This window comes from Streptococcus sp. 11-4097, assembly GCF_018215285.2.
GTDB lineage: Bacteria > Bacillota > Bacilli > Lactobacillales > Streptococcaceae > Streptococcus.
On sequence record NZ_CP185262.1, the window covers coordinates 35,478 to 56,860 of the forward strand.

Genomic DNA, 21,383 nt, shown 5'->3' on the forward strand with positions numbered 1-21,383 from the left:
TTTGTTCTGCCTATTTTTTTGATAAAATAGGTATAGAAATTAGGAAAGTTGAAGAAAAGAAATGAAGAAGATTTTAAAATATTTTTTAGTATTTGTGTTTCTATTTTTGATGAATATTTTCATCTTTAAGATACTTGCAACTCTGGGATTTCAGCTGATAATGAGTGAAAAGAGTTATATTGTACCACCGCTGTTTTCGCTTATCGTTGTATATATGATTGACAAAAGAATTAGGAAGAAAAAGAAATAAATATATATTTTAGGTAGAATGTTTGTTCTACCTATTTTTTTATCTTAAAAGTGCAGTTGGGAGGTAGATAGGCGCATTTGGGAAGGAAGTCCAGTTTTTGTTTGGGGATTGGGGTAAGATAGTTGTTATCAGATGAGTTTATACTCTTCGAAAATCAAATTCAAACCACGTCAACGTCGCCTTACCGTATATATGTGACTGACTTCGTCAGTCTTATCTACAACCTCAAAACAGTGTTTTGAGCAACCTGCGGCTAGTTTCCTAGTTTGCTCTTTGATTTTCATTGAGTATTAGGAAAAAGGAGATGAAGATGAAATTTGGGAAACGTCACTATCGTCCGCAGGTGGATCAGATGGACTGCGGTGTAGCTTCATTAGCCATGGTTTTTGGCTACTATGGTAGTTACTATTCTTTGGCTCACTTACGAGAATTGGCCAAGACGACCATGGATGGGACGACGGCTTTGGGCTTGGTCAAGGTGGCAGAGGAGATTGGATTTGAGACGCGAGCTATCAAGGCAGATATGACGCTCTTTGACTTGCCAGATTTGACCTTTCCTTTTGTTGCCCATGTGCTTAAGGAAGGAAAATTGCTCCACTACTATGTGGTGACTGGGCAGGATAAGGATAGAATTCATATTGCCGATCCAGATCCCGGGGTGAAGTTGACTAAACTGCCACGTGAGCGTTTTGAGGAAGAATGGACAGGAGTGACTCTTTTTATGGCACCTAGTCCAGACTACAAGCCTCATAAGGATCAAAAGAATGGTCTGCTCTCTTTTATCCCTATATTAGTGAAGCAGCGTGGCTTGATTGCCAATATCGTTTTGGCAACACTCTTGGTAACCTTGATTAACATTGTGGGTTCTTATTATCTGCAGTCTATCATTGATACCTATGTGCCAGATCAGATGCGTTCGACGCTTGGGATTATTTCTATTGGGCTGGTTATCGTCTATATTCTCCAGCAAATCTTGTCTTACGCTCAGGAGTATCTCTTACTTGTTTTGGGGCAACGTTTATCGATTGATGTGATTTTGTCCTACATCAAGCATGTTTTTCACCTGCCTATGTCCTTTTTTGCGACACGTCGTACAGGGGAAATCGTGTCTCGTTTCACGGATGCTAACAGTATCATTGATGCGCTGGCTTCGACCATCCTTTCGATTTTCCTAGATGTATCAACGGTTGTCATTATTTCCCTTGTTTTATTTTCACAAAATACCAATCTCTTTTTCATGACTTTATTGGCGCTCCCTATCTACACAGTGATTATCTTTGCCTTTATGAAGCCGTTTGAAAAGATGAATCGGGATACCATGGAAGCCAATGCGGTTCTGTCTTCTTCTATCATTGAGGACATCAATGGTATTGAAACTATCAAGTCCTTGACCAGTGAAAGTCAGCGTTACCAAAAGATTGACAAGGAATTTGTGGATTATCTGAAAAAATCCTTTACCTATAGTCGAGCAGAGAGTCAGCAAAAGGCTCTGAAAAAGGTTGCCCATCTCTTGCTCAATGTCGGCATTCTCTGGATGGGGGCTGTTCTGGTCATGGATGGCAAGATGAGTTTGGGGCAGTTGATTACCTATAATACCTTGCTGGTTTACTTTACTAATCCTTTGGAGAATATCATCAACCTGCAAACTAAGCTTCAGACAGCGCAGGTTGCCAATAAACGTCTAAATGAGGTTTATCTGGTAGCTTCTGAGTTTGATGAGAAGAAAACAGTTGAGGATCTGAGCTTGATGAAGGGAGATATGACCTTCAAGCAGGTTCATTACAAGTATGGCTATGGTCGAGATGTCTTGTCAGATATCAATTTGACTATTCCCCAAGGCTCTAAGGTGGCTTTTGTGGGGATTTCGGGGTCAGGTAAGACGACCTTAGCTAAGATGATGGTTAATTTTTACGACCCAAGTCAAGGAGAGATTAGTCTGGGTGGTGTCAATCTCAATCAGATTGATAAAAAAGCCCTGCGCCAGTATATCAACTATCTGCCTCAACAGCCCTATGTCTTTAACGGAACGATTTTGGAGAATCTTCTCCTTGGAGCCAAGGAGGGGACGACACAGGAAGATATCTTACGGGCGGTCGAATTGGCAGAGATTCGGGAGGATATCGAGCGTATGCCCCTGAATTACCAGACAGAATTGACTTCGGATGGGGCAGGAATTTCAGGTGGTCAACGTCAGAGAATCGCTCTGGCGCGTGCTCTCTTGACAGATGCGCCTGTCTTGATTTTGGATGAGGCGACCAGCAGTTTGGATATTTTGACAGAGAAGCGAATTGTAGATAATCTCATGGCTTTAGATAAGACCTTGATTTTCATCGCCCACCGCTTGAGCATTGCTGAGCGGACAGAGAAAGTTGTTGTCTTGGATCAGGGCAAGATTGTCGAAGAAGGAAAGCATGCTGATTTGCTTGCACAGGGTGGCTTTTACGCCCATTTGGTCAATAGCTAGAAAGAGGAGAGGATGAAACCAGAATTTTTAGAAAGTGCGGAGTTTTATAATCGTCGTTACCATAATTTTTCCAGTCGGGTGATTGTACCCATGTCCCTTCTGCTTGTGTTTTTGTTTGGCTTTGCAACTTTGGCAGAGAAGGAGATGAGTTTGTCTACTAGAGCTACTGTCGAGCCTAGTCGTATCCTTGCAAGTATCCAGTCAACTAGCAACAATCGCATTCTTGTCAATCATTTGGAAGAAAATAAGCTGGTTAAAAAGGGAGAACTGTTGGTTCAATATCAGGAAGGAGCAGAAGGTGTTCAAGTAGAGACCTATGCTAGTCAGCTGGACATGCTCAAGGATCAAAAAAAGCAATTGGAGTATTTGCAAAAGAGCCTGCAAGAAGGGACGGATTACTTTCCAGAGGAGGATAAGTTTGGCTACCAAGCCACTTTTCGCGACTACCTCGGTCAAGCAGACAGTCTTAGGGCTAGTACATCGCAACAAAATGAGACCATCGCGTCCCAGAATGCAGCAGCTAGCCAAACCCAAGCCGAAATCGGCAATCTCATCAGCCAAACAGAGGCTAAAATTCGCGATTACCAGACAGCTAAGTCAGCTATTGAAACAGGTGCTTCCTTGGCCAGTCAGAATCTAGCCTACTCTCTCTACCAGTCCTACAAGTCTCAGGGCGAGGAAAATTCGCAAGCTAAGGCTCAGACAATTTCGCAGGTGGAAGCGCATCTTTCTCAGTTAGAATCCAGTCTTGCTACTTACCGTGTTCAGTATGCAGGTTCAGGTACCCAGCAAGCCTATGCGTCAGGCTTAAGCAGTCAATTAGAGTCCCTTAAATCCCAACATTTGGCTAGGGTCGGTCAGGAATTGACCCTTCTAGACCAGAAAATCTTGGAGACAGAGTCAGGTAAGAAGGTTCAGGGAAACCTTTTAGACAAGGGGAAAATTACGGCGAGTGAGGATGGGGTGCTTCACCTTAATCCTGAGACCAGTGATTCTACCATGGTAGCAGAAGGTGCCTTACTAGCCCAACTCTATCCGTCTTTGGAAAAAGAAGAGACAGCCAAACTCACAGCTTATCTAAGTTCAAAAGATGTAGCAAGAATCAAGGTTGGTGATTCTGTTCGCTATACGACGACTCATGATGCCAAGAATCAACTTTTCCTAGATTCTACTATTACAAGTATTGATGCGACAGCTACCAAGACTGAAAAAGGGAATTTCTTTAAAATCGAGGCAGAGACTAATCTAACTTCTGAGCAAGCTGAAAAACTTCGATATGGTGTGGAAGGTCGTCTGCAGATGATTACAGGTAAGAAAAGTTACCTGCGTTATTATTTGGATCATTTTTTGAACAAAGAGTAATGTTCGTGTTTTTAGAGTTAAATGATTTTAAAACTGTGAGAAAGATTCTTCTTGCGGTTTTTTCTTTATGATTTTTGAGGTTACTACGTTATTTATTCGGTTAAATTCTTGTATTTTTAGGTTTTTTATGGTAGAATGTGCTCAAGTAATACGAAAGGCGAACTTTAAAATGTCAAAACAATTGATCTATTCGGGAAAAGCTAAAGATATCTATACAACTGAGGATGAAAATCTTATTATTTCAACTTACAAGGACCAGGCGACTGCTTTTAATGGTGTTAAGAAGGAGCAGATTGCGGGCAAGGGAGTGTTGAATAATCAGATTTCATCTTTTATTTTTGAGAAATTAAATGCGGCTGGTGTGGCGACTCACTTTGTGGAGAAGCTTTCAGACACGGAACAACTCAATAAAAAGGTTAAGATTATTCCTTTGGAAGTTGTGCTTCGCAACTATACAGCTGGTTCCTTTTCAAAACGTTTTGGTGTGGATGAGGGAATCGCCTTGGAGACTCCGATTGTCGAATTTTACTACAAAAATGATGATTTGGATGACCCGTTTATCAATGACGAACATGTGAAATTCCTACAGATTGCGGATGACCAGCAAATCGCCTACTTGAAGGAAGAAACTCGTCGAATCAATGAACTTTTGAAGGTCTGGTTTGCTGAGATTGGACTTAAGTTGATTGACTTTAAGCTAGAGTTCGGTTTTGATAAGGATGGCAAGATTATCTTGGCAGACGAATTTTCACCAGATAACTGCCGTTTGTGGGATGCGGATGGCAACCACATGGATAAGGATGTTTTCCGTAGAGGATTGGGAGAACTAACCGACGTTTACGAGATTGTTTGGGAAAAGTTGCAAGGTTTGAAATAATCTGTTTGCAACGGAAAACCTTCGTCTCTCAACTAAAAGGACTCAGGCTGAAAAGGTCCCTCAGACCTTTTCACTCCGTAGAGGATTAGGAGAGCTAACAGACGTTTACGAAGTTGTCTGGGAGAAGTTGCAAGAACTAAAATAACAACCTAGAGGTCGTTTGGAAACATTGCAAGAGCTGAAATAAAGGAATAAGAATTGATGGATAAACGTATTTTTGTTGAAAAAAAGGCTGATTTTCAGGTCAAGTCAGAGAGTTTGGTGAGAGAACTCCAGCATAACTTGGGGCTTTCAAGCTTGAAAAGCATTCGCATTGTGCAAGTGTATGATGTCTTTAACTTGGCAGAGGACTTGTTTGCGCCTGCAGAGAAACACATCTTCTCTGAGCAGGTGACAGACCATGTCTTGGACGAAGCGGCTGTGCAAGCGGATCTTGCCAACTATGCTTTCTTTGCTATTGAAAGCCTGCCAGGGCAGTTTGACCAGCGTGCAGCTTCTTCGCAAGAAGCCTTGCTTTTGTTGGGAAGTTCGAGTGACGTGACAGTCAACACAGCCCAACTGTACTTAGTCAATAAAGATATTGATGCGACTGAGTTGGAAGCGGTCAAGAACTACCTGCTCAATCCAGTTGATTCTCGTTTCAAAGACATCACGACAGGGATTGCCAAGCAGGAATTTTCAGAGTCAGATAAGACCATTCCAAAATTGACTTTCTTTGAAAGTTATAGGGCAGAAGACTTTGCCCGCTACAAGGCCGAGCAAGGGATGGCTATGGAAGTGGATGATTTGCTCTTTATCCAAGACTACTTCAAGTCAATCGGGCGCGTGCCGACGGAAACAGAACTCAAGGTTTTGGACACTTACTGGTCTGATCACTGCCGTCACACGACGTTTGAGACTGAGTTGAAACACATCGACTTTTCAGCTTCTAAATTCCAAAAACAATTACAGGCAACCTACGACAAGTATATTGCCATGCGCGAGGAGTTGGGGCGTTCTGAAAAACCTCAAACCTTGATGGATATGGCGACTATTTTCGGTCGTTATGAGCGTGCCAATGGACGTTTGGATGATATGGAAGTGTCTGACGAAATTAATGCATGCTCAGTAGAAATCGAAGTGGATGTTGATGGTGTGAAAGAGCCATGGCTCCTAATGTTCAAGAATGAAACTCACAACCACCCAACGGAAATTGAGCCATTTGGTGGGGCTGCTACCTGTATCGGTGGAGCCATTCGTGACCCATTGTCAGGTCGCTCATATGTTTACCAAGCCATGCGGATCTCAGGTGCTGGTGATATTACAGCACCGATTTCAGAAACTCGCGCTGGTAAATTGCCACAACAAGTCATTTCTAAAACAGCGGCTCATGGTTATTCTTCATATGGTAACCAGATTGGGCTTGCAACAACCTACGTTCGTGAATACTTCCACCCAGGCTTTGTAGCTAAACGTATGGAACTTGGTGCCGTTGTTGGTGCGGCTCCTAAGGGCAATGTGGTCCGTGAAAAACCGGAAGCGGGTGATGTCATTATTCTCCTTGGAGGTAAGACTGGACGTGATGGTGTCGGTGGTGCGACAGGCTCTTCTAAAGTTCAAACAGTTGAGTCAGTAGAGACTGCTGGTGCTGAGGTTCAAAAAGGGAATGCTATCGAAGAACGTAAGATTCAGCGCCTCTTCCGTAATGGCGATGTGACTCGTCTCATCAAGAAATCCAACGACTTTGGTGCTGGTGGTGTCTGTGTAGCCATCGGTGAATTGGCAGACGGTCTTGAAATTGACCTCAACAAGGTGCCTCTTAAATACCAGGGCTTGAATGGTACCGAAATTGCCATCTCTGAATCTCAAGAACGGATGGCTGTGGTGGTTCGTCCTGAGGATGTAGATGCCTTCGTTGCTGAATGTAACAAAGAGAATATTGATGCTGTTGTGGTTGCGACAGTGACTGAAAAACCAAATCTAGTCATGCACTGGAATGGTGAAACGATTGTCGACTTGGAACGTCGTTTCCTAGATACCAACGGTGTGCGTGTCGTTGTTGATGCCAAGGTTGTGGACAAAGATGTCAAGCTTCCAGAAGAACGTCAAACATCTGCTGACACACTTGAAGCAGATACCCTTACGGTTCTATCTGACCTCAACCATGCGAGTCAAAAAGGATTGCAGACTATCTTTGATTGCTCTGTTGGTCGTTCAACAGTCAATCACCCACTTGGCGGACGCTACCAACTCACACCAACTGAGGCATCTGTGCAGAAATTACCAGTTCAACACGGTGTGACTCATACTGCGTCAGTCATGGCTCAAGGATTCAACCCATATGTAGCTGAATGGTCTCCATACCACGGTGCTGCCTATGCGGTGATTGAAGCAACTGCTCGTTTGGTTGCTGCTGGTGCCAACTGGTCTAAGGCTCGCTTCTCTTACCAAGAGTACTTCGAGCGCATGGACAAACAAGCTGAGCGTTTTGGTCAGCCAGTAGCAGCTCTCCTAGGCTCTATCGAAGCTCAGATTCAGCTTGGTTTGCCATCTATCGGTGGTAAGGATTCTATGTCTGGTACTTTTGAAGAATTGACAGTGCCACCAACCTTGGTCGCTTTTGGGGTGACGACAGCGGATAGCCGTAAGGTGCTTTCGCCAGAGTTCAAGAATGCTGGTGAAAACATCTACTACATCCCAGGCCAAGCACTCTCAGCAGAGATTGATTTTGACTTGATTAAGTCTAACTTTGCTCAGTTTGAAGCCCTTCAAAAGGCTCACAAAGTAACATCTGCATCGGCTGTCAAATACGGCGGTGTGGTTGAAAGTTTGGCTCTTGCTACCTTTGGAAATCATATTGGTGCAGAGGTGACCTTGCCTGAACTTGAAACGGCTTTGACAGCTCAATTAGGTGGATTTGTCTTTACCTCTCCTGAAGAAATTGCTGGAGTAGAGAGAATCGGTCAAACGAAAGCAGACTTTACACTCCTTGTCAACGGTGTGAAGCTAGATGGACACAAGCTTGACAGTGCCTTCCAAGGCAAACTGGAGAAAGTTTACCCAACAGAATTTACTCAAGCTAAAGAACTTGCTGAAGTACCAGTTGTGGTATCAGATGTTGTGATTAAAGCAAAAGAAAAGGTTGAAAAACCGGTGGTCTATATCCCAGTATTCCCGGGCACCAACTCAGAATATGACTCAGCTAAGGCCTTCGAAAAAGAAGGTGCAGAGGTTAACTTGGTACCATTCGTGACCTTGCATGAAGAAGCCATTGTCAAGTCAGTTGAAACCATGGTTGACAATATCGGCAAGGCTAACATTCTCTTCTTTGCAGGTGGATTCTCAGCTGCGGATGAGCCAGATGGTTCAGCTAAGTTTATCGTCAACATCCTGCTCAATGAAAAAGTGCGTGCTGCTATTGATAGCTTTATCGCTCGTGGTGGCTTGATTATCGGTATCTGTAATGGATTCCAGGCCTTGGTCAAATCAGGTCTTCTTCCATACGGAAACTTTGAAGATGCCAGCAGTACGAGCCCAACCCTCTTCTACAATGATGCCAACCAACACGTGGCCAAGATGGTGGAAACTCGCATTGCCAATACCAACTCGCCGTGGTTGACTGGGGTGCAAGTGGGTAATATTCATGCTATCCCAGTATCGCATGGTGAAGGGAAGTTTGTTGTGACGGCTGAAGAATTTGCAGAGCTTCGTGCCAATGGTCAAATCTTTAGCCAATACGTTGATTTTGAAGGCAAACCAAGTATGGATTCTAAGTACAATCCGAATGGTTCTATCCATGCCATCGAAGGAATTACCAGCAAGAACGGCCAAATCATTGGTAAAATGGGACACTCAGAACGTTATGAAGACGGTCTTTTCCAAAATATCCCAGGAAATAAAGACCAGCACCTGTTTGCGTCGGCGGTTAAATACTTTACTGGAAAATAAGACTTGCAGATGTTTTAATAGATAGTATCAGTAATGTAAAAGTCATGTAGATTTAGCTCTTGGTGCTACACAAATAAAAATTAGGTATATAAAATGACATACGAAGTAAAATCTCTTAATGAAGAATGCGGTGTTTTCGGTATCTGGGGACATCCAGATGCTGCTAAATTGACCTATTTTGGTCTCCATAGTCTTCAGCACCGTGGTCAAGAGGGGGCAGGAATCCTTTCCAATGACCAAGGGAAATTAAAGCGGCATCGCGATATGGGTCTTCTATCAGAAGTCTTCAGAAACCCTGCTAACTTAGATAAATTGACGGGGACTGGTGCGATTGGGCATGTGCGTTACGCGACTGCTGGCGAAGCTTCTGTAGATAATATCCAGCCTTTCCTTTTTCGTTTTCACGATATGCAGTTTGGTTTGGCTCATAATGGAAATCTGACCAATGCAGCCTCTCTCAAGAAAGAACTAGAACAAAGAGGAGCGATTTTCAGCGCGACTTCGGACTCGGAAATCTTGGCCCACCTCATTCGTCGCAGTCATAATCCTAGCCTGATGGGCAAAATCAAGGAGGCGCTCAGTCTAGTTAAAGGTGGCTTTGCCTATATCTTGCTGTTTGAAGATAAGTTAATTGCTGCTCTTGACCCCAATGGTTTCCGTCCGCTTTCTATCGGGAAAATGGCCAACGGAGCAGTGGTTGTTTCATCTGAAACCTGTGCTTTTGAGGTTATTGGTGCTGAATGGATTCGTGATTTGAAGCCAGGTGAGATTGTGATCATTGATGACAAGGGAATCCAGTATGATAGCTATACAGATGATACCCAGTTAGCAATCTGTTCTATGGAGTATATCTATTTTGCTCGCCCTGATTCTAACATTCATGGTGTCAATGTTCATACGGCACGTAAACGTATGGGTGCTCAATTGGCGCGTGAATTCAAGCATGAGGCGGATATCGTGGTCGGTGTGCCCAATTCTTCCCTCAGCGCGGCTATGGGATTTTCTGAAGAGTCCGGGCTACCAAATGAAATGGGCCTCATCAAGAACCAATACACCCAACGTACCTTTATCCAACCGACTCAAGAATTACGGGAGCAAGGGGTGCGGATGAAACTCTCTGCTGTTTCAGGCGTTGTAAAAGGCAAGCGTGTGGTTATGATTGATGACTCTATTGTACGTGGAACAACCTCTCGTCGGATCGTTCAACTCTTGAAAGAAGCGGGTGCGACTGAGGTTCACGTTGCCATTGGTAGTCCAGCGCTAGCTTATCCATGCTTCTACGGGATTGATATCCAGACCCGTCAGGAGCTGATTGCGGCCAATCATACGGTCGAAGAAACTCGTCAAATCATTGGAGCGGACAGTCTGACTTATCTTTCTGTTGAGGGGTTGATTGATTCAATTGGTATTGAAACGGATGCGCCAAATGGTGGTCTCTGTGTCGCTTACTTTGACGGTGACTACCCAACACCTCTCTACGACTATGAAGAAGACTATCGTCGAAGTTTGGAAGAAAAGACCAGTTTTTACAAATAGACAATAGATCCTCCATTAAAGAAAAGGAATATAAAAATGCTTATGCCCCACGTCTCACTACTGACTAAAAACTAAAGCATTTGTCAGTAGAGGCTTTCTCCTATGGGACAAAAGCTAGAGACCTGACTAGTATTTTTAGATAAAATAATTGTTTATCTAAAAATACGTCGCAGTCTTTCCCAAAAAAAGAAAAGGAAAAATAAAATGGCAAATAAAAATGCGTACGCTCAATCTGGTGTGGATGTTGAAGCGGGTTATAAAGTTGTTGAACGGATTAAAAAGCACGTGGCTCGTACGGAGCGTGCAGGTGTCATGGGAGCTCTTGGTGGTTTCGGTGGTATGTTTGACCTTTCAAAAACAGGTGTCAAAGAACCTGTCTTGATTTCAGGGACTGATGGTGTCGGAACTAAGCTCATGCTGGCTATTAAGTACGACAAGCACGATACCATCGGTCAGGACTGTGTAGCCATGTGTGTCAATGATATCATCGCTGCGGGTGCGGAGCCCCTCTATTTCCTTGACTACGTAGCGACAGGGAAGAATGAACCAGCTAAGCTAGAACAAGTGGTTGCTGGTGTGGCAGAAGGTTGTGTGCAGGCAGGCGCTGCCCTCATCGGTGGGGAAACAGCTGAAATGCCTGGCATGTACGGCGAAGATGACTATGATTTGGCTGGTTTTGCGGTCGGTGTGGCTGAAAAATCTCAAATCATTGACGGTTCAAAAGTGGCAGAGGGAGATGTTCTTCTCGGACTTGCTTCAAGTGGGATTCATTCCAATGGTTACTCTCTCGTCCGTCGTGTCTTTGCGGATTACACAGGTGAGGAAGTCCTGCCAGAATTGGAAGGCAAGAAACTCAAGGAAGTTCTTCTTGAGCCGACTCGTATCTATGTCAAGGCTGTCTTACCACTCATCAAGGAAGAGTTGGTCAACGGCATTGCCCACATCACAGGTGGTGGCTTTATCGAAAATATCCCTCGCATGTTTACAGCTGACCTAGCAGCTGAGATTGAGGAAAGTAAGGTTCCAGTTTTACCGATTTTCAAAGCCCTTGAAAAATACGGTGAAATTAAGCATGAGGAAATGTTTGAAATCTTCAATATGGGTGTGGGGCTTATGCTGGCAGTTAGCCCTGAAAATGTAAGTCGTGTCAAGGAATTGTTGGATGAACCAGTCTATGAAATTGGTCGTATCGTCAAGAAAGAAAACGAAAGTGTCATCATCAAATGAAAAAAATAGCGGTTTTTGCCTCTGGTAATGGCTCAAATTTTCAGGTGATTGCTGAAGAATTTCCAGTGGAGTTTGTCTTTTCAGACCATCGTGACGCCTATGTGCTCGAGCGGTCAGACAAGCTTGGCGTTCTGTCCTATGCTTTTGAACTCAAGGAGTTTGAGAGCAAGGCAGACTACGAAGCGGCCCTTGTCGAACTCTTGGAAGAGCACCAGATTGACTTGGTTTGTCTAGCAGGCTACATGAAAATCGTTGGGCCAACCTTATTGGCGGCTTATGAAGGTCGGATTGTCAACATTCATCCAGCTTACCTGCCAGAGTTTCCAGGAGCTCATGGGATTGAGGATGCTTGGAATGCTGGCGTTGCTGAGAGTGGTGTTACCATTCACTGGGTGGATTCCGGAGTGGATACAGGTAAGGTTATCAAGCAAGTCCGTGTGCCACGGTTAGCTGATGATACGATTGAAAGTTTTGAAACTCGGATTCATGAGGCAGAGTACAAGTTGTATCCAGAGGTGCTGGATAGCTTGGGAGTGGAGAGAAGGTAAGAATGATAAATAAAATTAAATCGTCCCCTTTTTGGAAAACCATCATATTTTTTTCGATATTCTCAATTTTGTTGTTTGTTGTAGATTCTTTTGACTTAGTAACAAAATTATTTGAATTATTTGGTGTGAAACCGATTCATATGAATAGTTGGTTAGCATACATAGGTTCTATATCAGGATTATTGATGACTTCTTATATTTATACCGCTTCACTCAAGAAGGATAGCGATATTAGAGAGATAGAACAACGTTATAATAATTTACCAAAATTAATAATGGAAGTAGACATAATAGATAGTAATCTTAGGTTATCAGCAAAGAATATTGGATTAAATCATGCGATTCTACAATCTTGGAAATTGAATGAGTTTGAAAATCAGAGTGAGAATACTCAATCTTTATATGAAACAAAAGGGAAAATTGAACAATTTCCAATTGTGGAAAGAAATGATAAAAAAATTATAGATATTCCTCTTGATAAAGGAATAGAAATTTCAAATATTAAAGAAATAATAATCATATATACTGACATTTTCGAGAAAAACTATTATTATAATAAATTTGAAAATGAAGATGGTAAATTTAACCAAGTTGGTGAATGTGGGATATTTGATCAAAATAGAACTGAAAAAAATAAAGTAAAAATAAGTAAATGAAAGGAAAAAACATGACTAAACGCGCCTTAATCAGCGTCTCAGATAAAGCGGGCATTGTTGAATTTGCCCAAGAACTCAAAAAACTTGGTTGGGATATCATCTCGACGGGTGGAACCAAGGTTGCCCTTGATATTGCTGGGGTGGACACCATTGCGATCGATGATGTGACTGGTTTTCCAGAAATGATGGATGGTCGTGTCAAGACCCTTCATCCAAATATACACGGTGGACTCCTCGCTCGTCGTGATTTGGATAGTCACCTGGAAGCGGCTAAGGATAATAATATCGAATTGATTGATCTTGTGGTGGTAAACCTTTACCCATTTAAGGAAACCATCCTCAAACCAGATGTGACGTACGCTGACGCAGTTGAAAATATCGATATCGGTGGGCCATCTATGCTTCGCTCAGCAGCGAAAAATCATGCCAGTGTTACAGTTGTGGTAGATCCTGCTGACTACGCTGTGGTTTTGGACGAGTTGTCAGCCAATGGTGAAACGACTTACGAAACGCGTCAACGTTTGGCAGCCAAGGTTTTCCGTCACACAGCGGCTTATGACGCCTTGATTGCAGAGTATTTCACAGCTCAAGTCGGAGAAAGCAAACCTGAAAAGCTCACTTTGACCTATGACCTCAAACAAGCTATGCGTTACGGTGAGAACCCTCAACAAGACGCGGATTTCTACCAAAAAGCTTTGCCAACAGACTATTCGATTGCTTCAGCCAAACAGCTCAATGGGAAAGAATTGTCATTCAACAATATCCGTGACGCTGATGCGGCCATTCGTATCATCCGGGATTTTAAAGACCGTCCAACCGTTGTGGCTCTCAAACACATGAACCCATGTGGAATCGGTCAGGCTGATGACATTGAGACTGCTTGGGACTACGCTTATGAGTCTGACCCAGTGTCTATCTTTGGTGGTATCGTTGTTCTTAACCGTGAGGTGGATGCTGCGACAGCTGAGAAGATGCACGGCGTTTTCCTTGAAATCATCATCGCACCAAGCTATACGGATGAGGCGCTAGCCATTTTGACCAACAAAAAGAAAAACTTGCGCATCCTTGCCTTGCCATTTGATGCTCAAGAGGCTAGCGAGGTGGAAGCAGAATACACAGGTGTAGTTGGTGGACTTCTGGTGCAAAATCAAGATGTGGTCAAGGAAAGCCCAGCTGATTGGCAAGTGGTGACCAAACGCCAACCAACTGAGACAGAAGCGACAGCTCTTGAGTTTGCTTGGAAAGCTATTAAATACGTCAAATCAAACGGTATCATCGTGACCAATGATCATATGACACTTGGTGTTGGTCCAGGTCAAACCAACCGTGTGGCTTCTGTTCGTATTGCCATTGACCAAGCTAAAGACCGTCTGGACGGCGCTGTTCTTGCTTCAGATGCCTTCTTCCCATTTGCGGATAACGTGGAAGAAATTGCCAAAGCAGGTATCAAGGCCATCATCCAGCCAGGTGGGTCCGTCCGTGATCAGGAATCAATTGAAGCTACTGACAAATACGGCTTGACTATGGTCTTCACAGGAGTGAGACATTTTAGACATTAAGAACGTAAAGGAAAGAAAACAGTTTCTTTCCTTTTTTGCGTAAAAATGCGGAGTGAAACAAGATTAAAACGAACGTTTGTGATATAATATTAGTAAATAATTCGCAAAAGAGGTTGAGGAATGAAGCTGTTAGTTGTCGGTTCGGGTGGTCGTGAACATGCGATTGCTAAGAAGTTGCTTGAGTCAAAAGACGTTGAAAAAGTATTTGTAGCTCCTGGGAATGATGGGATGACTCTTGATAGTTTGGAATTGGTAAATATCTCTATTTCCGAACATTCTGAATTGATTGAGTTTGTAAAAGCCAACGATGTTGCTTGGACCTTTATAGGGCCAGATGACGCCCTTGCGGCTGGTATCGTGGATGATTTCCATGCAGCTGGTCTCAAGGCTTTTGGTCCGACAAGATTGGCAGCTGAGCTGGAGTGGTCCAAGGATTTTGCTAAGGAAATCATGGTCAAATACGGCGTTCCGACAGCAGCCTATGGCACATTCTCAGATTTCGAGGAAGCCAAGGCCTATATCGAAAAGCAGGGTGCACCTATCGTAGTCAAGGCGGATGGCTTGGCGCTTGGGAAGGGTGTTGTCGTTGCTGAAACGGTTGAGCAAGCGGTCGAAGCCGCTCATGAGATGCTTTTGGACAATAAATTTGGTGACTCAGGTGCGCGTGTGGTTATTGAGGAATTTCTTGAAGGTGAGGAGTTCTCTCTCTTTGCCTTTGTCAATGGCGACAAATTCTACATTATGCCGACAGCACAAGACCACAAACGTGCCTACGATGGCGATAAGGGTCCTAACACGGGTGGTATGGGTGCCTATGCGCCAGTTCCACACTTGCCACAGAGTGTAGTTGATACAGCGGTTGAGACTATTGTCAAGCCAGTTCTAGAAGGAATGATTCAGGAAGGCCGCCCTTATTTGGGTATCCTTTACGCAGGTCTTATCTTGACAGCTGATGGACCTAAGGTTATCGAGTTTAACGCTCGCTTCGGAGATCCTGAAACGCAAATCATCTTGCCTCGTTTGACATCTGACTTTGCACAAAATATTATCGATATTTTGGATGGCCAGGAGCCAGCTATTACTTGGACGGACAAGGGTGTGACACTTGGCGTGGTTGTAGCCTCAAACGGCTATCCATTCGCCTATGAGAAGGGTGTCGAGTTGCCAGCCAAGACAGAGGGCAACATCATCACCTACTATGCAGGAGCTAAGTTTTCGGAAAATAGCAGAGCACTACTCTCAAACGGCGGACGTGTCTATATGCTCGTCACCACAGCAGATACCGTTAAAGAAGCCCAAAGTACCATCTACCAAGAACTTGCCCAACAAAATACAGAAGGCCTCTTCTACCGAACCGATATCGGAAGTAAGGCTATAAAAGATTAATAGCTACTAGATTTGTCATGGCGAGCGAAAGCGAGCCACTATAGGATAATCGTCGCAGTAATGGAACGCCATAGGCGGTCGCTTACGTCCGCACTACATTAGACGATTATTAAAAAAGGAGAAGAAATGAAACCAATTATTTCCATCATCATGGGCTCAAAATCCGACTGGGCAACCATGCAAAAAACAGCAGAAGTCCTAGACCGCTTCGGTGTAGCCTACGAAAAGAAAGTTGTTTCCGCACACCGTACACCAGACCTTATGTTCAAGCATGCAGAAGAGGCCCGTAGTCGTGGTATCAAGGTCATCATTGCAGGTGCTGGTGGTGCAGCCCATTTACCAGGTATGGTAGCTGCCAAAACAACTCTTCCTGTCATTGGTGTACCAGTTAAATCACGTGCCCTTAGTGGCGTGGACTCGCTCTACTCTATCGTCCAGATGCCGGGGGGTGTGCCTGTGGCGACAATGGCTATCGGTGAAGCAGGTGCGACCAATGCGGCCCTCTTTGCCCTTCGTCTCCTGTCTGTAGAGGATCAGGCTATCGCGACAGCTTTGGCAGATTTCGCAGAAGAACAAGGAAAAATCGCAGAGGAGTCGACAAATGAGCTCATCTAAAACAATTGGAATTATCGGTGGCGGTCAGCTGGGGCAGATGATGGCCATTTCTGCTATCTATACGGGGCACAAGGTCATTGCGCTGGATCCTGCTGCGGATTGTCCAGCTTCTCGCGTTGCGGAAATCATCGTGGCTCCTTATAATGATGTGGATGCCCTCCGTCAGTTGGCTGAGCGTTGCGATGTCCTGACCTATGAATTTGAAAATGTCGATGCTGACGGTTTGGATGCTGTCATCAAGGATGGACAACTCCCTCAAGGGACCGACCTACTTCGCATCTCTCAAAATCGTATCTTTGAAAAGAACTTTCTCTCAAACAAGGCTCAAGTTACCGTGGCACCTTACAAGGTTGTGACTTCTAGCCAAGATTTGGCAGATATCGACCTGTCGAAAAACTATGTCCTCAAGACTGCGACTGGTGGCTACGATGGACACGGGCAAAAGGTCATTCGCTCAGAAGTAGACTTGGAAGAAGCCTATGAACTAGCAGATTCAGCTAACTGTGTCTTGGAAGAATTTGTCAACTTTGACCTTGAAATTTCTGTCATCGTGTCAGGAAATGGCAAGGACGTGACGGTTTTCCCAGTTCAGGAAAATATCCACCGCAACAATATCCTCTCTAAGACTATTGTCCCAGCTCGCATTTCGGATAGTCTAGCTGAAAAAGCCAAAGCGATGGCAGTGCGAATCGCAGAACAGCTTAATCTGTCTGGAACCCTTTGCGTGGAAATGTTTACGACTGCTGATGACATCATTGTCAACGAAATCGCGCCACGCCCACACAACTCAGGCCACTACTCAATCGAAGCCTGCGACTTCTCCCAGTTTGATACCCATATTTTGGGTGTTCTTGGAGCACCATTACCAGCTATCAAACTGCATGCCCCAGCCGTTATGCTCAACGTTCTCGGCCAGCATGTCGAGGCGGCTGAAAAATATGTCACAGAAAATCCAAGCGCCCACCTTCACATGTATGGTAAAATAGAAGCGAAACACAACCGCAAGATGGGACATGTGACTTTGTTTAGTGATGTGCCGGATAGTGTGGATGAGTTTGGGGAAGGGATTGATTTTTAAAATGATAGAAGAATTTGATGATGTATTTGAAGATGATATTACTACTCTGACATTTACTTATGCGGATGATGTAGTCATTCCAGAAATTCCGGATGCAGAAGGGATTCATGTTGTAGAGAGAACAAATAATCAACTAGTTATAGAGCATACCCTCGATGATGATGAGGTCTATGATTATATAAAGAGTTGCGGATTAATAAGTCGCCCTATAAAACTTTCGATTGAATTTTTTGCTTACGAAGATCCTGAGGAAGAAAACTTTTAGAATTTAATGGATAAAATCTATGATTCAAATCATCGTAAATGCTTTTGTGGAAGAAAGCAAAGAAACTGCCGTTGTGGAAGTGCTCTTTGCCAGTGCCGACCATGAAAAGTAAAAGCCAAATATCAGGAATTAAAGATTCAATATCCAAACAATTATCTGGCTATCTATGATTTGATACTGGATACGGATCTAAGTAGCTTGCCGCATTATCCGTCGGTGGCGATAGGTCGAGAGGGGTTTGAATAAGAAGGGAATTTATTTAAGATGGAATACAATGAAAAAACAAGTTTAGAAAAGTTTAGCTTAGGAACATTAAAAGACATTCCTACGGATATAGATTATTTTGAAATAAACAAATATACCAAAGGACTAAAAGAATTTCTTGTTAACTGCGAAACTCCTATGACCGTTGCTATTCAAGGTGATTGGGGGACAGGTAAGACCAGTATTATGAAACAGGTCAAGAAATCTTTATTAGGAGATAATAAGGATGTTGTTGAAATCATTGAATTCAATACGTGGCAATATTCCCAATTTAATATGGATGAAGATTTAGCACTCTCATTAATCTGTGAATTAATAGAGAGTTTAAAAGGGGATAAAGGTAGTGTGGATAAAGTTAAAAATATCCTTATTGCGATGTCAAAAATTCCTATTTCTATGTCTGGCTTGAGTGGAGGAAATGAAATTGTAGATGGTCTTGTAGAAGCGTTCTCTAAAAAAATATCAAGTTTAAAAGAATTTAAAGCTGAGTTTCAGAAATTAGTAGATAAAAAAACAGATGTTGATGTTTTAAATTCAAGAAAACGGAGAGTGATTATCTTTATTGATGATTTAGATCGATTAGTACCCACTAAAGCTGTTGAACTATTAGAGGTACTAAAGTTATTTCTAGATTGTGAAGGTTGTGTATTTATTTTAGCAATTGATTCGAATGTAATTATTAAAGGTATTGAAGATAAATATGGTGAGGATATAGCAAAGGATAAAGGTAAAGCTTTTTTTGATAAAATTATTCAGGTACCTTTTACAGTGCCTTTAAAACAGTATGATATGAAAAAATTTATACAATCAGCTTTAGTAAACGGCATAAGTATATTTAATAGCCTAGATAGTAATGAATTGCTAATTATTGAGAAACTTATTTTGAATTCTCTAGGTAATAATCCTAGGGGAATTAAAAGACTGTTTAATCATTATAGTTTGCTACTTTATATTCAAAATATAGAAGATGGTGTTGATGTTAATCAGTGGTCAAATAGAGAAAAAATACAACTATTATCTGTATTGTGTCTACAATTAGGATTTGATAATATATATAATACATTTCTTGATATGATAGAATTAGGAAAATTGAAGGATGAATTATATAACTTAGAATCGGATTGGAGTAATCAAGAACCTGGAGTCATTGATGGTAAGATTGTACCTTTATTAAAAACAGAATTTATAAAGATTTTTCTTGAGCTATTCAAACAAAATGAGGAACTTGATATAGATTCTTTAGAAGCCAAATTAACACTGTCCACATCTACTTCTATGGTAGCACAGAAATATACAGTTGCGGGATCTAATGTTTATAAAGAATTTTGGAGTGAATTTTCCAAATTTATAAAAAATAAAGATTTTGAGTATGAACATAGTGGTAATGAAGTAAAATCTAGATATTATAGAGTGAAAAATAGAAAGAACGAGTCCCGTCATTGTGAATTTAGGGTAAATAACTCTTCCGTTGGGTTAGTATACGGTGATACTAAGGATTTTACTTTTAATAAATTATTATTGGACCAAGAGAAACAATTGGAATCAGAGTTTTCAGATTGTAATGTACATATAAGACAATGGGGTAAAGATAATTATAATAATATTCCGGGTATACGTATTATGAACAACTCTATCGGCTTGCAGGATAAGGAAAATTGGGAGAATATTTTTACATGGTTCGTTGATACGCTTAATTCGCTACCTAGATTAATTAATGCTGGGATGAATAAATAAATTTCGTTAGAAAATATAAAAAAGAACAGGGCCTCTCGTATTCGTCTAAATGAATACGAATTAAACGAAAACTTTAAAATTAGAAAGGATAGGCATCAGGTTTAACGGAACTGAATCTGGATGACCTTCCATATAAAATATAAATAAAAGAAAGGAACAAGGGCACTCGTATTCACCAAAACTGAATACGGGCTACGGACTTGGTCAAAAAGATAGTTTTTCCTAGAAGCTGACGCTTCTCCGTCTAAACTCCTATTTTGACTGTGTCCGCTTAACGCCCTTAATATCTTAAACATGATCAACCGTTACTCTCGCCCTGAGATGGCGAACATTTGGAGTGAAGAAAATAAATACCGTGCTTGGCTTGAGGTGGAAATCTTGGCTGACGAGGCATGGGCTGAGTTGGGGGAAATTCCTAAGGAAGATGTGGCTTTGATTCGCGAGAAAGCGGACTTTGACATCGACCGTATTTTGGAGATTGAGCAGGAGACTCGCCACGATGTGGTGGCTTTCACGCGTGCGGTTTCTGAGACGCTTGGTGAGGAGCGCAAGTGGGTTCACTATGGTTTGACTTCTACCGACGTGGTGGATACGGCCTACGGTTACCTTTATAAGCAGGCCAACGACATCATCCGTCGTGACCTTGAAAACTTCACCAACATCATCGCTGATAAGGCTAAGGAGCACAAGTTTACTATCATGATGGGTCGTACCCATGGGGTGCACGCTGAACCTACGACTTTCGGTCTTAAGCTGGCGACTTGGTACAGCGAAATGAAGCGCAACATCGAGCGCTTCGAGCATGCGGCTGCTGGTGTGGAAGCTGGTAAAATCTCTGGTGCGGTTGGGAACTTTGCCAACATCCCACCATTTGTTGAGCAATATGTCTGCGACAAGTTGGGTATCCGTGCTCAAGAAATCTCTACACAGGTGCTTCCTCGTGACCTTCACGCTGAGTACTTTGCAGTTCTTGCTAGTATCGCAACTTCTATCGAGCGTATGGCAACGGAAATTCGTGGTCTACAAAAATCTGAGCAACGCGAAGTAGAAGAATTCTTTGCCAAAGGTCAAAAAGGATCTTCAGCAATGCCTCATAAACGCAACCCAATCGGTTCTGAGAACATGACGGGTCTTGCGCGTGTTATCCGTGGTCATATGATTACAGCTTATGAAAACGTCGCTCTCTGGCACGAACGTGACATCTCTCACTCATCAGCTGAGCGTATCATCACACCAGATACGACCATTTTAATTGACTACATGCTCAACCGTTTTGGAAATATCGTCAAGAACTTGACCGTCTTCCCAGAAAACATGATTCGCAACATGCACTCAACTTTCGGTCTCATCTTCAGCCAACGTGCCATGTTGACCTTGATTGAAAAAGGCATGACCCGTGAGCAAGCCTATGACTTGGTGCAACCAAAAACAGCTCAATCGTGGGATAACCAAGTAGACTTCAAGCCACTTCTTGAAGCAGATCCCGAAGTAACATCGCGCCTCACGCAAGAAGAAATCGACGAAATCTTTAATCCTCTTTACTACACTAAACGAGTGGATGATATCTTTGACCGTCTTGGACTGGGTGATTAATTAAAAAATAAACAGCGAGCTTTGATCTCGCTGTTTATTTTT

General features: G+C 42.7%; 17 protein-coding genes and 1 pseudogene. All 18 read left to right on the plus strand.

Features of this window, described 5'->3' with window-relative positions; all coding sequences use genetic code 11:
• Window positions 1-61 precede the first annotated feature (61 nt).
• The 18 genes and pseudogenes from KB197_RS00195 to purB all read left to right on the plus strand — a co-directional run bounded on the left by KB197_RS00195 (window position 62) and on the right by purB (window position 21,341).
• Window positions 62-250: a hypothetical protein gene (locus tag KB197_RS00195; protein WP_064275764.1), complete on the plus strand. Its 189-nt coding sequence runs from the start codon at window positions 62-64 to the stop codon at window positions 248-250.
• 310 nt (window positions 251-560) lie between these two features.
• Complete coding sequence (comA, locus tag KB197_RS00200; RefSeq protein WP_064275765.1) at window positions 561-2,714, plus strand: peptide cleavage/export ABC transporter ComA; 2,154 nt, start codon at window positions 561-563, stop codon at window positions 2,712-2,714.
• A 12-nt stretch (window positions 2,715-2,726) separates the two neighbouring features.
• Window positions 2,727-4,076, plus strand: a complete 1,350-nt coding sequence (comB, locus tag KB197_RS00205; protein WP_064275766.1) for a competence pheromone export protein ComB — start codon at window positions 2,727-2,729, stop codon at window positions 4,074-4,076.
• 169 nt (window positions 4,077-4,245) lie between these two features.
• Window positions 4,246-4,953 (plus strand): phosphoribosylaminoimidazolesuccinocarboxamide synthase, encoded by a 708-nt coding sequence (gene purC / locus KB197_RS00210; protein WP_000043301.1) that lies wholly within the window; start codon window positions 4,246-4,248, stop codon window positions 4,951-4,953.
• 1 nt (window position 4,954) lies between these two features.
• On the plus strand, window positions 4,955-5,098 hold the full coding sequence (locus KB197_RS00215; RefSeq protein ID WP_080890703.1) for a phosphoribosylaminoimidazolesuccinocarboxamide synthase: 144 nt from the start codon (window positions 4,955-4,957) through the stop codon (window positions 5,096-5,098).
• Window positions 5,099-5,154: 56 nt separating this feature from the next.
• Entirely contained in the window at window positions 5,155-8,880 is a 3,726-nt protein-coding gene (locus KB197_RS00220) for a phosphoribosylformylglycinamidine synthase (RefSeq protein ID WP_212573906.1), read from the plus strand.
• A gap of 93 nt (window positions 8,881-8,973) precedes the next feature.
• On the plus strand, window positions 8,974-10,416 hold the full coding sequence (gene purF / locus KB197_RS00225) for an amidophosphoribosyltransferase (RefSeq protein WP_064275768.1): 1,443 nt from the start codon (window positions 8,974-8,976) through the stop codon (window positions 10,414-10,416).
• Between the two features lie 204 nt (window positions 10,417-10,620).
• Window positions 10,621-11,643, plus strand: a complete 1,023-nt coding sequence (gene purM, locus KB197_RS00230; RefSeq protein WP_212573905.1) for a phosphoribosylformylglycinamidine cyclo-ligase — start codon at window positions 10,621-10,623, stop codon at window positions 11,641-11,643.
• Window positions 11,640-12,191 (plus strand): phosphoribosylglycinamide formyltransferase, encoded by a 552-nt coding sequence (gene purN / locus KB197_RS00235; protein ID WP_212573904.1) that lies wholly within the window; start codon window positions 11,640-11,642, stop codon window positions 12,189-12,191. Before purM ends, purN begins: the two co-directional genes overlap by 4 nt.
• A 2-nt stretch (window positions 12,192-12,193) precedes the next feature.
• Window positions 12,194-12,847, plus strand: coding sequence for a hypothetical protein (locus KB197_RS00240; protein ID WP_064275771.1), 654 nt, complete (start codon window positions 12,194-12,196; stop codon window positions 12,845-12,847).
• An 11-nt stretch (window positions 12,848-12,858) separates the two neighbouring features.
• Window positions 12,859-14,406, plus strand: coding sequence for a bifunctional phosphoribosylaminoimidazolecarboxamide formyltransferase/IMP cyclohydrolase (purH, locus tag KB197_RS00245; RefSeq protein WP_212573903.1), 1,548 nt, complete (start codon window positions 12,859-12,861; stop codon window positions 14,404-14,406).
• Between the two features lie 120 nt (window positions 14,407-14,526).
• The gene (gene purD, locus KB197_RS00250; protein WP_212573902.1) at window positions 14,527-15,792 is read left to right on the plus strand and encodes a phosphoribosylamine--glycine ligase; all 1,266 of its coding nucleotides are present in this window, start codon (window positions 14,527-14,529) and stop codon (window positions 15,790-15,792) included.
• Window positions 15,793-15,918: 126 nt separating this feature from the next.
• Window positions 15,919-16,407 (plus strand): 5-(carboxyamino)imidazole ribonucleotide mutase, encoded by a 489-nt coding sequence (purE, locus tag KB197_RS00255; RefSeq protein WP_000802563.1) that lies wholly within the window; start codon window positions 15,919-15,921, stop codon window positions 16,405-16,407.
• Window positions 16,394-17,485: a 5-(carboxyamino)imidazole ribonucleotide synthase gene (gene purK, locus KB197_RS00260; protein WP_212573901.1), complete on the plus strand. Its 1,092-nt coding sequence runs from the start codon at window positions 16,394-16,396 to the stop codon at window positions 17,483-17,485. Before purE ends, purK begins: the two co-directional genes overlap by 14 nt.
• Before the next feature lies 1 nt (window position 17,486).
• Window positions 17,487-17,750: a hypothetical protein gene (locus KB197_RS00265; protein WP_212573900.1), complete on the plus strand. Its 264-nt coding sequence runs from the start codon at window positions 17,487-17,489 to the stop codon at window positions 17,748-17,750.
• A 19-nt stretch (window positions 17,751-17,769) separates the two neighbouring features.
• A pseudogene (locus tag KB197_RS00270) lies at window positions 17,770-17,996 on the plus strand (phosphoribosylaminoimidazole carboxylase).
• Window positions 17,997-18,014: 18 nt separating this feature from the next.
• Window positions 18,015-19,748 carry a P-loop NTPase fold protein gene (locus KB197_RS00275; RefSeq protein WP_212573898.1) on the plus strand — a complete coding sequence of 578 codons (1,734 nt, stop codon included), beginning with the start codon at window positions 18,015-18,017 and terminating at the stop codon, window positions 19,746-19,748.
• A gap of 294 nt (window positions 19,749-20,042) precedes the next feature.
• A complete protein-coding gene (gene purB, locus KB197_RS00280) occupies window positions 20,043-21,341 on the plus strand; it encodes an adenylosuccinate lyase (RefSeq protein ID WP_212573897.1) in 1,299 nt (432 codons plus the stop codon).
• The last annotated feature ends 42 nt before the right edge of the window (window positions 21,342-21,383 follow it).